Origin of the sequence: Paenibacillus sp. ov031 (assembly GCF_900143165.1) — a bacterium.
In the GTDB taxonomy this organism is placed as follows: Bacteria; Bacillota; Bacilli; order Paenibacillales; family Paenibacillaceae; genus Paenibacillus; species Paenibacillus marchantiae.
On record NZ_FRDO01000001.1, the window covers coordinates 837023 to 851813 of the forward strand.

A 14791-nucleotide genomic window follows, 5' to 3' on the forward strand; every position below is an offset into this window, starting at 1 on the left:
GCAATAAAACGAAAGGCTGCATCTTACAAGCCTCGTTCAGCTTAGGATTCACTCTTGACCAATGGCAGCAAAATCGTAAATTCCGTTCCTGCTCCTAGTTGGCTGCGCACTGTTATTTTCCCCCCATACGATTCCACAATCGAACGGGTAATGGCAAGGCCGAGACCCGCGCCCCCTTGTTTTCTGGAACGGGAAGAGCTTGTCCGATAGAAGCGTTCAAAAATATGAGGGAGATGTTCCGGTTCAATCCCAGAGCCGTTATCTTTGACGGTTAACTCGGCTTTATGCTGAGCGGCATACAACGAAATACTGATGGTTCCCCGATCTGAATCGGTGTGCTGTACTGCATTGTGGAACAGATTGAGTACAACCTGTTTCAGTTTGTGAGCATCAGCCATTACATGAACTTCAGCGGTCAGGTCGAGATGAACCTGTCTTTCCTGAGCCATCATGATCAACTGTGGCTGCATTTCGAGCAGCAGACTGTCAAGTTGGATGACTTCCTGCTCCTGCTGAGGCGCCTGATCCAGCTTGGTCAGCATCAGCAGATCCTCTACAAGTTTGTTAATCCGCACCGATTCACCATACATGCTGTTCAAAGCGCTATATAATTGCTCGCTGTTGGAAGCTGCGCCGCGCTTGAGCACCTCAATAAATCCGTGAATGGAGGTAAGAGGGGTACGCAGTTCATGGGAAGCATCAGACAGAAAACGCTGCATCTGTTCTTTCGACTCCCGCTCTGCTTCAAACGAGTCTTCAAGCCTCTCGAGCATGCCGTTAAATGAAAGTGCCAGCTGATCCACTTCCTGTTGTCCCTGGACAGAAGGAAGGCGTTCGGCCAGGCTGCCTGCATCGATTCGTTGCACCGTATCTACCATACTGGACAAGGGAATCAGTGTCCGGCGAAGTGCTTTGGCGTATAGAACGAGTCCAGCCACCATAGCCAGCAGGGATAACATCAAGAAGATCAGAAGCTGTTTCACAATCAAATCTTTTAGCGGTTTCGTAGCAGTGCCCATCTGCACCATGGGTAAGCCGCGATTACGCGGTCCAGGCGAGGAGAAGACGATTAGCTGCTCATTGCCCTGGTTATCCGTTACAATCCGGTACGGAACATGTTGTTTATCGTTGATCCGATCTGTAATGTTCTGATATTCAACTGATGTCAAGCGAGGAGCGATCAGACCGTCTTCACCAAAAATGTCCTCGAAGCCACTTTGATTATCAAATAAGGCGAGTGAACGATCAGGAATGTATAAGAAACGATTGCCTGATCCTCTTGGATCTGATCCAGATTGCCCACCAAAAGGATTGTTCGTCGCACCACCTCGTGAAGACGATCCGAGCCACACAGGAGGCATGGACATGAGCTGCTCTTCCATGGTTTTCGCCTGGTTGCGATACAGAAAGCTTTCCATAATCCAGAATTGAAGAATGCCAATTAACAATAACAGAGCAGCCATAATAAACAGGGATCGCGCGAGTAATTGAGAGCGGAGCGAATGTGGCGATATCCATTGATGAAGCCATGTCCAAAAATGTTTATCTTTCTTTAATAAAGAGGTCATTAGAGATCCACCCTGTATCCGACACCTCGAAGTGTACGAATGAGCTTATGTTCTTTATCCCCCAGTTTGTCACGCAAGGAGCGGACGTACACCTCCACAATATTCTCTTCTCCACCAAAATCGTATCCCCACACGCGGTTCAGAATGGTCGCTTTACTCAGGACAATGCCATGATTAAGCACGATGAATTTTAATAGTTCATATTCGGTTGGAGATAACTCCAGAATCTGATCGTGATAGGTAATCTCTTTGCGTTGATCATCAATTCGGAATGGACCATGAGTCACTGCCCCTATTAATAAAGGAAACTGATTACGCAGCCTTGCCTGAATCCGTGCAAGCAGTTCATCGAACGCAAAAGGCTTAATCATATAATCGTCAGCACCAAGCCATAGGCCTTTTACCCGATTCTCGACTTCATCTTTGGCTGTCAGCATGATCACCCCGACCTGAGCCCCGCTCTTGCGCAGACGCTCAACAACCTCAAACCCATCCATCTCGGGCATCATGACATCCAGAATGGCCATATGTGGACGAAAGTCTAGTGCCAATTCAAGCGCAGCGGCTCCATCCGGGGCCGTACGTACGTCAAATCCTTCGTTGCTTAGCCCAAGCTCCAGAAATTGCAAAATATGTGGTTCATCATCTGCCAATAGTATTTTAATGCCAGTACTTAGCTTCATAAGCAGGCGTTCCCTCCCGTTAAATCCATCGATTACATACCCTCAAATCTAGAGGTCTATATGCTGTATTATCGCTCGCCAAACTGAAAATTAGCTGAATAGTTTGCAAGTTATCCTCAGGCAACATTCAGCGGGCACTCATCCCAGTTTTACTTTGGCATGTCACAATAGTAGACATGAAGAACTTGAAGGAGTGATTGAGATTGAATAACGCCAAACGAAGGATTGACCTTGTCCTTCTGCCGATTGTTTTACTGGCGGCATTTCTGAACGGGTATGGCATCTGGAACGACCAATATGCCAATTCCTATTATACGACCGCCGTCGGGAGCATGCTGAGAAATTTCCATAACTTTTTCTACGCATCGCTTGACTCGGCTGGTTCGGTAACCGTAGACAAACCACCGGTTGTCTTCTGGATTCAAACCGCTTTTGCTTACGTATTTGGATTACATGGATGGAGTGTTATTTTACCGCAAGCGTTAGCGGGGATCGGTTCGGTGCTGCTGATATATTTCATGGTCAAGCCTACATTTGGTCTTGCCGCGGCGCGAATCTCGGCACTTGCGATGGCGACTGTTCCTGTTGTGGCAGCGGTCAGCCGTACCAACAATATTGACAGCATGTTGGTATTCACGTTGCTGCTGGGTTCATGGTTTTTGTTCAAGGGAAGCAAGCAAGGTAGTACGTGGCGCATCCTGGTTGCCTTTGCACTCATTGGACTTGCTTTTAATATGAAAATGCTGCAAGCCTACATGATTCTTCCGGCTTTCTACTTGTTCTATCTGCTTGCATTCAATGCAAAGTGGAGAAGAAAAATCATCCTGCTGATCGGAAGTACGGCAGTGCTGGCAGTTGTTTCCTTATCCTGGGCAGTTACCGTGGATTCTATACCGACAGATGAACGGCCTTATATCGGCAGCAGTGAAACCAATTCGGTGCTGGAGCTGGCTTTTGGATATAACGGCTTATCCCGTCTCACGGGACAACAGAACAGATCAGCGAATGCAGGCATGCCAAACGCCTCTGATGAAGGCAAGGTCCGTGGCAACGCAACTTCCCAGACATCAGCATCCGATCAGTCGGGCAGCGGCTCGGCTCCAACAGTCAATGCACCGGGAAATGGTGAAATGGGTGGCATGAACGGAATGACTTTCCCGGGCGGTCAGATGCCAAACGGTGGCGAGATGCCTAATGGAAGGAATTTCGGAGGCGGTAATGGCGGCGGTGGAGGCATGGGTGGCATGTTTGGTACAGGGGAAAAAGGTCCTCTGCGCTTATTCCAGACCGAACTGTCCGGCCAGGCCAGTTGGCTTTTGCCGATGGTATTACTTGGCTGCATCGCGATTTTTGCAGGATTAAGACGGAGAAATATAACAGATAAGCACAAGGAAGCTTTGTTCTGGCTGGTCTGGCTGCTTCCGGTAGCTGCTTTCTTTAGTGTAGCTGGTTTTTTCCATCAATATTATCTGATTATGCTCGCACCTCCTGTAGCGGCATTAACCGGAGCAGGATTTGCAGCCATGTGGACGGCGTATCGTGAACGCAATGGCTGGCAAGCCCGGCTGCTTCCGATATCCGTACTGCTTACGACCATCTTCGGCTGGTACATCATGCAGGTGTATAACGAAACGATCGGGGCAGCTTGGTCCATAAGTGAATTGATCGCAGGCATTCTGATCACGGTTATTCTGATTGTGATGCTTAATCGTTCACACCCCTGGAAACAGGGTTTGATTATCGCAGGCTTCATGGTCATGCTGATCGGTCCAACCTATTGGGCATTCACCCCAATCACATATGGAGGCAACAGCATGATTCCGGCGGCTGGACCGACAGGTTCCAATGGGATGTTCGGTGGAATGGGCATGGCGATGGGAGATAGACAAGGTGGTCGCAATGGTGGCGGTATGGTTCCGCCGAATGCATCAAATGACACCGACACCGATCAGGCTTTCCCATCATCCGATGAAACTGACCCGAACGATGCGGGCATGGGAACACCTCCGAATTCAGGCGGAAACATGAATGGCGGAGCAGGCATGCCTACGACAGGTGGGCGAGGTGGAGCGGGAAACCGCAACGAAGAAGTGGACACCACTATACTGAGTTATCTGAGAGAGCATAACACAGGTGAAACCTATCTCTTCGCAACGACGGACTATAACCAGGCAGCTCCATATATCATCGATGAGAATGAAGCAGTCATTACGCTTGGGGGGTTCTCGGGCTCAGATCCGGTGTATACCACGGAAAAACTGGAACAACTTGTGAAGAGTGGACAAGTGAAATACTTCATGGTAGGTGGCATGGGCGGCCGAGGTGGAAGTTCTGATATCGGTGACTGGATCAAGGAGCATGGTACCGAAATTCCAACTTCAGAGTGGAAGACAGGTACGGACAGCGGTTCCGGTTTCGGTGGTCAAACCACTTTATATGAAGTGAAATTATAAGCGTGATCGATTGGTATAAGGGAGGGAACGAACATGGCTCAAAAGTGCCGTTACAGCATTATCATTCCGATGTATAACGAAGAAGCGGTGATTGATGAGACTTATCGGCGTCTGAAAAAAGTGATGGGCAGTACAGGAGAGAGCTACGAGCTGCTGTTTGTCAATGACGGTAGCGTGGACCAAAGTGCACAGATGATTCGTGACTACGCCCGTTGGGACGAGAGTGTGAAGCTGATTGATTTTGCACGCAACTTCGGTCACCAGATCGCGATTACAGCAGGGATGGATTATGCAGCAGGCGATGCGGTCGTCATTATTGATGCGGATCTTCAGGACCCTCCCGAGCTGATATTGGACATGATCGCCAAGTGGAAAGAGGGCTATGAGGTTGTCTATGCCCGTCGGACCAGACGAAGCGGGGAGACCCGCTTCAAGAAATGGTCGGCAAGCCTGTTCTACCGCGTACTGCGTGCGTCGACGGATACGGATATTCCAGTGGATACCGGCGATTTTCGTCTGATTGATCGCAAGGTATGTGATGAGATGAAACGTCTTCCGGAAAAAAATCGATTTGTTCGCGGACTGGTCAGTTGGGTGGGGTTCCGTCAGACGGCCATTGAGTACGAACGGGATGAACGTTTAGCAGGGGAGACCAAATACCCACTGAAACGCATGTTGAAGCTGAGTCTGGACGGCATTACCTCATTCTCACACAAACCGCTCAAGCTGGCAGGTTACGTAGGAGCTGTTCTATCCATCGGCGGTTTCATCTATATGCTAAGTGTCATCGCTTCAGCGATATTTACAGATTCAACGATCAAAGGATGGCCTTCAATGGTCAGCATCATGCTGATCTTTAACGGCTTCATTCTGATCATGCTGGGCATTCTTGGCGAGTATGTTGGCCGAATCTATGATGAAACGAAGGCGCGCCCGCTATATATCGTAAGAGATGTGTATCAGGTGGAAAGTCAGTCGAGTCAGTCACGGTTAACGGGCAGAGTTGCTCATCATGACTAATCGTTTGGTCACTATATTAAAGTTTGGAATTGTGGGTGTCCTGAATACGGCGGTGGATGCAATGGTATTCACGTTGCTCGCTGCCGCAGGCGCACCTGCTCTAATTGCTCAGGTGATCTCGTATAGCTGTGGGGTAGTGAACAGTTACTGGTGGAACGGCAGGTGGACCTTCCAGGATGCGGGAAGACAGGGCAAAAAAAACGAAATCATGCGTTTTGTAATCACCAATCTGGTGGTACTGTCTTTATCCTCCCTGATTTTGTATATCTGCAATAGCACATTAGGTTGGAGTGTTGTAATGAGTAAAATACTGGCGACTCTCTCAGGCATGGTTATAAACTATATTGCCAGTCGGTATTGGGTGTTCCGGGCAGAGCCCGTTCAAGGATCTGATCCTTCATCTGATGCTAATGAAAGGAGTGTTTCATGATATGAGAATTAAAAAAGCAGTCATTCCGGCAGCGGGGCTTGGCACCCGATTTTTGCCAGCAACCAAGGCTCAACCCAAAGAAATGCTGCCGATAGTGGACAAACCAGCCATCCAATACATTGTGGAAGAAGCGGTACAATCGGGCATTGAAAATATCATTATCGTAACCGGACGCAATAAAAAATCAATCGAGGATCATTTTGACAAATCGGTTGAATTGGAGCATTCCCTGTATGCCAAAGGCAAGCAAGCTCTATTGGAAGAAGTGCAAGCGATCAGCGAAATGGCGAGTATTCATTTTATCCGTCAAAAAGAACCGCTTGGATTGGGCCATGCGATTGGGTGTGCTCGTCAGTTTGTGGGAGATGATCCGTTCGCCGTACTGCTTGGAGATGATATTATGGTGTCTGATCCTCCGGCGCTCGCACAGATGATTCATTTATATGAAAAGACAGGCAGCCAGATTGTCGGCGTACGGCAAGTGCAGGATGCTGACGTGAGTAAATACGGAATTATCGATTCACAGGGCGCAGAGGATCGGGTTCACCGAATTACCAATCTGGTAGAAAAACCTTCAATGGCAGAAGCACCCTCCCGAACAGCCGTGATGGGACGATACATTCTGAAACCTTCCATCTTTCCAATTCTCGATCAAATCGAGAGAGGGGCTGGAGGGGAATATCAGCTAACGGATGCGCTGAAAGAAGTAAGCCAGGTGGAAGAGCTGCTGGCCCTTGAGCTGGAGGGGCGTCGCTACGATATTGGTGATCAGTTTGGATATATTCAGGCGATCTTGGAGATCGGACTGATGCGTAAGGAATTACAGCCCATGCTGACACCATATCTTCAGAAGCTTGCAACGCAGTGGGGATAGGGATTGATATGTAGCAGAAGTTTAGATCTGCTGTAGGACGGAGTCTCCTCTGTGTCATGGTTCTGGCATAGACTCCAGCATTGTACAATGGTGACTGTCACGATACAATGAGCAAGAAGTTCAAGTTGCTCTTTGAGGAGTGAGGAATCATGAGTGAGGCTATCATCAGTGACCTTATTAAGTATATGGACGTGGAGGACAATGCCGCCATTCAATACATTCAGACCGAGCATCGGATGAAACTGGGACTCTTTTGGGGGATCCGGGAAGGCAGCCGCGTTCTGGAAATCGGTTGTGGTCAGGGAGATACAACGGCCGTGCTTGCACATCTGGTGGGGGAGCACGGGTATGTTCATGGTGTAGACATTGCACCAGAGGATTATGGTGCACCACTGACCGTAGGTGAAGCGGCAGCCAAACTGCGGAAATCTCCGCTGGGTGACCGAATTCGAATGGATTATGATTTTGACATTCTAAGTGATCAGGCCCAATTCGGCGAAAATGAGTTTGATGTGATTGTACTTTCCCATTGTTCGTGGTACTTGAAATCATTTGACGAACTCGCCCAGATTCTTAGCAAGGTTAGAAAGTGGGGGCATCAGTTATGTTTCGCCGAATGGGATGCACGAGTTACAGATGTGAGCCAGCTCTCACATTGGTTATCCGTTCTGATTCAGTCCCAGGTCGAATGTTACAAGGAGAACAGCTTCTCCAATGTGCGCACGCTTTTTACACCGGAGGATATTCAAGAGCTTGTCTCTGCGGCGGGCTGGACGATTAAGGAAGAGATTTCGATCCATTCTCCCGAGCTGCAGGACGGTCGCTGGGAAACCGAAATGACACTGGCAGAAGCGCCTATGGAACTGCAGATGCTTCCGATTCCGAATAAGGTAAAAACACTTCTTCTTTCCGAACTGAAATTACTTAGGACACATCATGCCTCGGGGCCTGAGAGCCCACTGGGAACGTATGCGATTGTTGCCAAAAAGCAGTAAAGAAATAGCCATTTGCAGTAATTTATAAGAAAAACGTCTATCGACGTACTTTCACAGAAGACAGACCGCGTTTTGCTGAAGTTTTTCTTGCGATAATTGAATTGTTCAGCTCCGCTGAAAACGTATAAATTCCATTATCTAAAAAAATGTGTTTACTTCACGATGGTAATTTTGATATTATAATCGCAATATCAAATGCGACGAAGAGATGAGTAGATAAAAGGTTTCTTTTACAGAGAGCTCCGGCAGCTGAAAAGGGGTAAAGAATTTTTTATTGAATAAAGACTCAGAGCAGCACATCGGAACTTTAAGGCTTGAGGGATGGTGTGACAGGAGCTCCTGTTACAGAGCGAGAGTATATGCGGATGCGGCATAATTGAATGCAGTTATCCTTAACTCGAAGAGGCTGGTATGGCGACATATTGGCGAATCTGGGTGGTACCACGAGTGTAACAATCTCGTCCCTGAGACTTTTGTCTTGGGGATGGGATTTTTTGGTTTTTTCCGGGATGTTAGCTACACGCTTTGGAAATGCCTGAATAGTGTTTAATAAGGGGAAACTCACACCGAAAGGAAATGATGATTTTATGTCAGCAAAATTGAAAGTCGGTATCGTCGGAGGAACGGGGATGGTAGGTCAGCGTTTTGTGGATCTGCTCAATGAACACCCATGGTTTGAAGTAACGGCTATTTCAGCAAGTGCTAACTCGGCAGGCAAAACATACGAAGAATCCGTACAAGGCAGATGGAAGCTCGCTGCTGCGATCCCGGAAGCAGTGAAAAACATCGTTGTGCAGGATGCTTCCCAAGTGGAAGCTTTTGCAAGCCAGGTTGATTTTATATTCTGTGCTGTAGATATGAAAAAGAATGAAATTCAAGCGCTCGAAGAGGCTTATGCCAAAACGGGAACTCCGGTTGTTTCCAACAACTCGGCTCACCGCTGGACAGCGGATGTACCCATGGTTATTCCGGAAATTAACCCAGGACATCTGGACGTGATTGAAACTCAACGCAAACGTCTCGGAACCAAAACCGGATTCATCGCAGTTAAACCAAACTGCTCGATTCAGAGCTATGTACCTGCACTTCACGCGTTGCGCGAGTTCAATCCAACTCAAGTGGTGGCTTCCACATACCAAGCGATCTCAGGCGCAGGTAAAAACTTTACCGACTGGCCGGAAATGCTGGATAACGTGATTCCATACATCGGTGGCGAGGAAGAGAAAAGTGAACAGGAGCCGCTGCGCATCTGGGGAAGCATTCAAAATAATGAGATTGTAAAAGCGTCCTCACCATTAATTACAACACAATGTATCCGTGTACCGGTAACAGATGGTCACCTGGCGACAGTATTTGTATCCTTTGAGAAAAAACCATCCAAAGAAGAAATTCTGGACCGTTGGCTGCAATTCAAAGGTCGTCCGCAAGAACTGGGTCTGCCAAGCGCACCGAAACAGTTCATTACGTATTTTGAAGAAGAGAACAGACCACAAACGAAGCTGGATCGTGACATCGAGCGCGGTATGGGCGTTTCAACGGGCAGACTGCGCGAAGACTCCCTATATGATTACAAGTTTGTAGGACTGTCTCACAACACGCTGCGCGGAGCAGCAGGCGGTGCTGTTCTGATCGCTGAATTGCTCAAAGCTGAAGGATATATTCAGCCGAAATAAACAGGCATTGTGGAAATAGGAATAAAAGTAATAGAATATTACTGACAGGCTACCCCTTTTAGTAGACAAGAGTATGAGCATCTGGGAAGATGAATTTATTTTTGTTGAACAGAGGGGTATTTTCATATCAATACATATAAAGCAGGAACACGTGAATCCAATATTCCAGAACAGGAAGGGGATTGTGATGGACGGTCAGCTGGTATTGCGTCGAGTCCGTCTTACAAGTGGTGAAGAGGTGGATGTGGTTATCAATGAAGGCAGGATTGTGAAATTCGCTCCTGGTGGAACGGCAACCGGAGATCGGATATGGGAATCGCCTGGAGCTTACATATCCAGCGGATGGATCGACATGCATGTGCATGCTTTTCCAGAGTTTGATCCTTACGGGGACGACATTGATGAAATCGGTGTAAAACAGGGCGTTACTACGATTGTGGACGCAGGCAGCTGCGGTGCTGATCGAATTGGCGATCTGGCGATAAGCACTCATAAGGCGGCTACACGGGTGTTTGCCTTTTTGAACATATCTTGCCTCGGCTTACTGCGTACTGACGAATTGTCGAATCTGGACTGGATTGATCGGGACAAGCTGTTACAGGCTACCCGGGCATATTCTGAATTCATCGTGGGATTAAAAGCAAGAATCAGTGGGAGTGTGGTTGGCAAAAGCGGACTGCGGCCGCTGTATTTGGCAAGAGAGTTTTCGCAGGAAACAGGCCTGCCGCTTATGGTTCACATTGGATCAGCCCCACCTGATATTCGTGAGGTCATGCTGCTCTTACAGGGTGGTGATGTGGTCACTCACTATTTGAATGGAAAAAACAATAATTTGTTCGATGATAGAGGCGCGCCGCTGGATGTATTGAACGATGCCATCAAGCGCGGTGTGCATTTGGATGTGGGACATGGGACTGCGAGTTTTTCATTTCAGGTTGCAGAAGCTGCCAAGAAGCATGGCATTGACCCGGATACGATCAGTACGGATATTTACAGGGGCAATCGTCTGAACGGTCCGGTCTACAGCATGGCTAATCTGTTAAGTAAGTTTCTGGCCCTTGGCTACTCGTTGAACGAGACGATAGATCGGGTGACCGTACGGGCAGCAGAGTGGCTGGGCAGACCGCAGCTGGGGAGGATTCAAGCAGGTGATGAAGCCAATTTGACTCTTTTCCAAGTAGTAGACAAGCCTGTAACGCTTGTGGACTCCGAGGGAGTAAATAAGATAGGCAGCCGTCAAATTGAAGTAAAAGGAGTGATTGTGGGTGACCAATTCATTGAATGTTAAATATGGACTGAAACGTGTTATCAACGCCAGCGGGCGGATGAGTATCCTCGGCGTATCTGCACCGACGGACACAGTCATGGATGCCATGAAGCAAGGCGGGCAGAGTTATGTGGAGATCGCAGATCTTGTAGACAAATCAGGGGACTATGTATCCCGTCTAATCGGTGCCGAAGCGGCCGTTGTTGTCAATTCCGCTTCTAGTGGCATCGCGCTCGCCGTAGCTGCCATGGTAACAAAGGGCAACCGCCACGCAAGTTTGAAGCTACATCAGGAAGTCATTTCGAACAATGAAATTGTTATGCTGAAAGGCCACAATGTTCAATACGGAGCACCCGTGGAGACGATGGTTTACCTTGGTGGTGGGAAGCTGATCGAAGCCGGATATGCCAATGAAGGTCGGGCGGAGCATATCGCGGATGCGGTTTCAGACAAAACGGCTGCGATCCTATACGTCAAATCCCATCATGCGGTACAGAAAAACATGATTTCCATAGAGGAAGCCTGGCAGGTTGCCCAGAAGTGTGAGGTACCCCTCATTGTCGATGCGGCTGCGGAAGAGGACCTGCACAAATATGTGAAGTATTCGGATTTAGCCATATACAGCGGCTCCAAGGCCATTGAAGGCCCAACTTCCGGCATTGTGGCAGGTAAACGAACCTATATCGAATGGTTGAAGGTTCAGCTTCACGGGATCGGGCGCAGCATGAAAGTAGGTAAAGAAACGACGTTTGGCCTGCTTCAGGCTTTGGATGAATATGCAGTCAAAGCTGACCATAGTGAGCAGGAAAGGGCTTCCTTGCAGGAGTTAATGTCACTCAATCAGATAGCCGGGATTCAGGTATCGATTGTCCAGGACGAAGCGGGCCGAGCGATTTACAGGGGGCGCATCCAGGTCGACGAAGCGAAGGTGGGGATCAGTGCCAAACAGCTTAATGAGGAGCTGAAAGGCGGTCCTATCGCCATTTATACTCGTGATTATGGCGTAAGGCAAGGTTATTTCGATATCGATCCCCGTCCGTTGATGGGGGATGACATGCGGGTCATTGAAGATCGAATTCGACAATTGACAGGAGGAGAAGGAAATGTCTGAGATTGCAAAACGATTTTATAACAATCGGGTGGCTTTGAATGTGCTCGCCAAGGACATTACGAATGCAAAAGAGGTTTTTGATGCGGCTGAGGGCCATGTTCTGGTTGGCGTTCTTTCCAAGGATTATGCCACTGTGGCTGAAGCGGTGGAAGCGATGGAAGCCTATGGGCGGGAAATTGACAATGCCGTTTCAATTGGACTAGGTGCCGGAGACAATCGACAGGCTGCTGTCGTCGCCGAAATCGTAAAGCATTTTCCGGGCAGTCATATCAATCAGGTATTTCCGGCAGTCGGCGCAACCCGAGCGAATCTCGGAGACCGGGACAGCTGGATTAACAGCCTCGTCTCCCCGACTGGTCAGCCGGGCTTTGTCAATATTTCGACGGGTCCAGTGAGTGCTGCCCAATCCAAGCTTGCCGTGGTGCCTGTACACGCGGCCATTGCATTGGTACGGGATATGGGTGGCAATGCACTGAAGTACTTCCCGATGCAGGGGCTAAAAAGGGAAGATGAACTGCGAGCGGTAGCGAAAGCGTGTGCAGAAGCGGACTTTGCGTTGGAGCCTACCGGTGGCATCGATATGGATAATTTTGAAGCCATTCTCGAAATCGCACTGGAGGCGGGGGTTCCGCAGGTTATTCCACATGTGTATTCCTCCATTATTGATCAGGAGGGTCTGACCATTGTAAGTGATGTGCAGTCGTTATATGCATCAATGAAGTCGCTGGCGAAGAAGTATGGTTAAACGCGTAGGGGCTTTTGGCGAAGTCATGATGCGACTTGAAGTTCCGGGACATGATCTGTTGATTCAGAGTAATCGGCTGAAATACTCCTTTTCGGGCAGTGGGGTCAATGTAGTATCGGCGATGACACGTTACGGATATGCAGGCCTGCTGGTGTCGAGGCTTCCGGTCAATCCGTTGGGTGATGCCGCCGAATCCTATTTGCGCGGACTGGGCCTGAGCACCGAATATGTGCGTCGCGGAGGGCAGTATATCGGGATGTACTTTCTGGAGAATGGTTATGGGGCCAGACCTGGACGGGTGACTTACTCTAACCGGATGGAGAGCAGCTTTAATATTGCGCCTGAAGGCACGTATCCCTTTGCGACAGTTGCATCAGGCATGGACGCTATTCATTTCTGCGGAATCACGCTGGCGATGAATGATTCGGTGAGACTGGCGATGAAACAATTGGCACAGGCGGTCAAAGAACAAGGCGGCACAGTTGTTTTTGATTGTAATTATCGTCCTGCTTTATGGGGGGATCAGGGTTATGCCATGGCGAAGCCGCATTATGAGGAAATGTTGCATTTGTCAGATATCGTCCTGATGAATGAGCGGGATGCTCTTCATATTCTGGGGTTAAATACGGACAAAGTACAAAGGGAAGAGCAACTGACTGAGCTCATTCCCCTGGTTGCCGAACGGTATGGCGTGCGTACCCTTGCTGGAACGCATCGTACCATATACAGCGATAACCGACACTGCCTACAGGGCTATATGTTCAAGGAAGGGGTGTTCGCTTATTCCGAGCCGCTGACCTTTTCTGTTTATGACCGGATCGGCGCGGGCGATGCGTTTGCGAGCGGCATCATGTATGGTGAACTGGAGGGGTGGATGCCAGCGGAGACAATCTCTTTTGCTGCGACAGCCGGAATGCTGGCGCATACCGTAGCAGGTGATACACCAATGGCTTCCACTGGAGACATCATCCAGGCGAGGAACAGCACCGTGCGTGATGTAACAAGGTAATATTTTAGTGGAGAATGCCTGGAACGTAGAGCGATAGATGCTGATCTTCTTCTCTATTAAGATTGTCTCGGTATCGTGTGGCACGAAAACTTTTGTTACAATAGTGTAGCGAACGATGAAAGGCTGGAAAGGCCGTTTTGCTTCGGTATTTGGATGACATCGTTACTATACATATCTGTTACAAGGGAAGAAGGGATCTGCTCATGTCGTCACAATCATCATCCTATGAAGGGCAAAAGGCTGTTTTTCTGGGAGACAGCATAACTTTCGGATATGGACTTCAGGAAGGGGAACATCCGTATCCGGAGCTGGTTTGCAGCGCATTGGGATTTCAATCCTATGAGAATCATGGCATTTCCGGAAGCAGTGTGGCGGACGGAGGGTTTGAACCGATGTGTAATCGCATTGGGCAGATGCACGCGGAAGCGGATGTTATCTTTTTCATGGGCGGAAGAAATGACTTCTCCAGTGGTATGACGGCATTTGGCGATATCAGTACTTCGCTCAATTCAAAGGATACCTTTTATGGGGCGCTTAAACATATAGCAGAAGAGTTGATCCAGCGCTATCCAACCAAGCTGATCGTGTTTCTTACTCCGCCCCATGGATCAAGTGAAGCTGTCCCAGAAGACCTGCCTAATACGGTAACCAGACGGATATACAGTGACTATGTCGCTGCGATTAGAGAGGTCGCGTCGTTATACTCCATCCCGGTCTGCGATCTGTGGAACATTGCTGGAATCCAGCCATTGCTGCCTGTGCACAAAGATTTATACTTTACAGGTGATAACGGTGTACCGGATGGGCTCCATCCCAACCAGGCCGGACATGAAAGAATTGCCTCCAGAATCGTGGGCTTTTTGAAATCGTTATGATACCTTGTGAATTAGTGTGAGGAAAAGAGAAATAGAGTGAATGGGGATCTGCAGGGTAGGCACTTTAATCATAAGTGTCACTTATTGC

At 48.6% G+C, this 14791-nt stretch carries 13 protein-coding genes and 1 other annotated feature; of the genes, 11 read left to right on the forward strand and 2 right to left on the reverse strand.

Translation table 11 applies throughout. The features are described 5' to 3' along the window. Positions 1-41: 41 nt before the first annotated feature. Both BUA17_RS03755 and BUA17_RS03760 read right to left on the reverse strand, forming a co-directional pair. Positions 42-1568 carry a sensor histidine kinase gene (locus tag BUA17_RS03755; RefSeq protein ID WP_083584568.1) on the reverse strand — a complete coding sequence of 509 codons (1527 nt, stop codon included), beginning with the start codon at positions 1566-1568 and terminating at the stop codon, positions 42-44. Beyond that, positions 1568-2251 carry a response regulator transcription factor gene (locus BUA17_RS03760; RefSeq protein WP_063563521.1) on the reverse strand — a complete coding sequence of 228 codons (684 nt, stop codon included), beginning with the start codon at positions 2249-2251 and terminating at the stop codon, positions 1568-1570. The genes BUA17_RS03755 and BUA17_RS03760 overlap by 1 nt, the downstream gene beginning before the upstream one ends. Before the next feature lie 203 nt (positions 2252-2454). Here BUA17_RS03760 and BUA17_RS03765 point away from each other — a divergent pair, with 203 nt between their 5' ends. The 11 genes from BUA17_RS03765 (at position 2455) to BUA17_RS03815 (ending at position 14703) form a co-directional block, all read left to right on the forward strand. Continuing rightward, positions 2455-4704, forward strand: a complete 2250-nt coding sequence (locus BUA17_RS03765) for an ArnT family glycosyltransferase (protein ID WP_072732645.1) — start codon at positions 2455-2457, stop codon at positions 4702-4704. A gap of 33 nt (positions 4705-4737) precedes the next feature. After that, on the forward strand, positions 4738-5724 hold the full coding sequence (locus BUA17_RS03770) for a glycosyltransferase family 2 protein (protein WP_072732646.1): 987 nt from the start codon (positions 4738-4740) through the stop codon (positions 5722-5724). Next, positions 5717-6154, forward strand: coding sequence for a GtrA family protein (locus BUA17_RS03775; RefSeq protein WP_072732647.1), 438 nt, complete (start codon positions 5717-5719; stop codon positions 6152-6154). The genes BUA17_RS03770 and BUA17_RS03775 overlap by 8 nt, the downstream gene beginning before the upstream one ends. Position 6155: 1 nt before the next feature. Continuing rightward, on the forward strand, positions 6156-7028 hold the full coding sequence (gene galU / locus BUA17_RS03780; RefSeq protein ID WP_072732648.1) for a UTP--glucose-1-phosphate uridylyltransferase GalU: 873 nt from the start codon (positions 6156-6158) through the stop codon (positions 7026-7028). Positions 7029-7177: 149 nt separating this feature from the next. Further along, positions 7178-8023: a class I SAM-dependent methyltransferase gene (locus BUA17_RS03785; RefSeq protein WP_063563526.1), complete on the forward strand. Its 846-nt coding sequence runs from the start codon at positions 7178-7180 to the stop codon at positions 8021-8023. 191 nt (positions 8024-8214) lie between these two features. Then, positions 8215-8492 (forward strand) — a binding site (T-box leader). A gap of 118 nt (positions 8493-8610) precedes the next feature. Then, positions 8611-9696 carry an aspartate-semialdehyde dehydrogenase gene (asd, locus tag BUA17_RS03790; protein ID WP_072732649.1) on the forward strand — a complete coding sequence of 362 codons (1086 nt, stop codon included), beginning with the start codon at positions 8611-8613 and terminating at the stop codon, positions 9694-9696. A gap of 187 nt (positions 9697-9883) precedes the next feature. Further along, the gene (locus tag BUA17_RS03795; RefSeq protein WP_072732650.1) at positions 9884-10984 is read left to right on the forward strand and encodes an amidohydrolase/deacetylase family metallohydrolase; all 1101 of its coding nucleotides are present in this window, start codon (positions 9884-9886) and stop codon (positions 10982-10984) included. Beyond that, positions 10962-12074 carry a DgaE family pyridoxal phosphate-dependent ammonia lyase gene (locus BUA17_RS03800; RefSeq protein WP_072732651.1) on the forward strand — a complete coding sequence of 371 codons (1113 nt, stop codon included), beginning with the start codon at positions 10962-10964 and terminating at the stop codon, positions 12072-12074. Before BUA17_RS03795 ends, BUA17_RS03800 begins: the two co-directional genes overlap by 23 nt. Continuing rightward, entirely contained in the window at positions 12067-12819 is a 753-nt protein-coding gene (locus tag BUA17_RS03805; protein ID WP_072732652.1) for a 2-dehydro-3-deoxy-phosphogluconate aldolase, read from the forward strand. The genes BUA17_RS03800 and BUA17_RS03805 overlap by 8 nt, the downstream gene beginning before the upstream one ends. Continuing rightward, positions 12812-13828 carry a sugar kinase gene (locus tag BUA17_RS03810; protein WP_072732653.1) on the forward strand — a complete coding sequence of 339 codons (1017 nt, stop codon included), beginning with the start codon at positions 12812-12814 and terminating at the stop codon, positions 13826-13828. The genes BUA17_RS03805 and BUA17_RS03810 overlap by 8 nt, the downstream gene beginning before the upstream one ends. 203 nt (positions 13829-14031) lie before the next feature. After that, complete coding sequence (locus BUA17_RS03815; protein WP_072732654.1) at positions 14032-14703, forward strand: SGNH/GDSL hydrolase family protein; 672 nt, start codon at positions 14032-14034, stop codon at positions 14701-14703. Positions 14704-14791 lie beyond the last annotated feature (88 nt).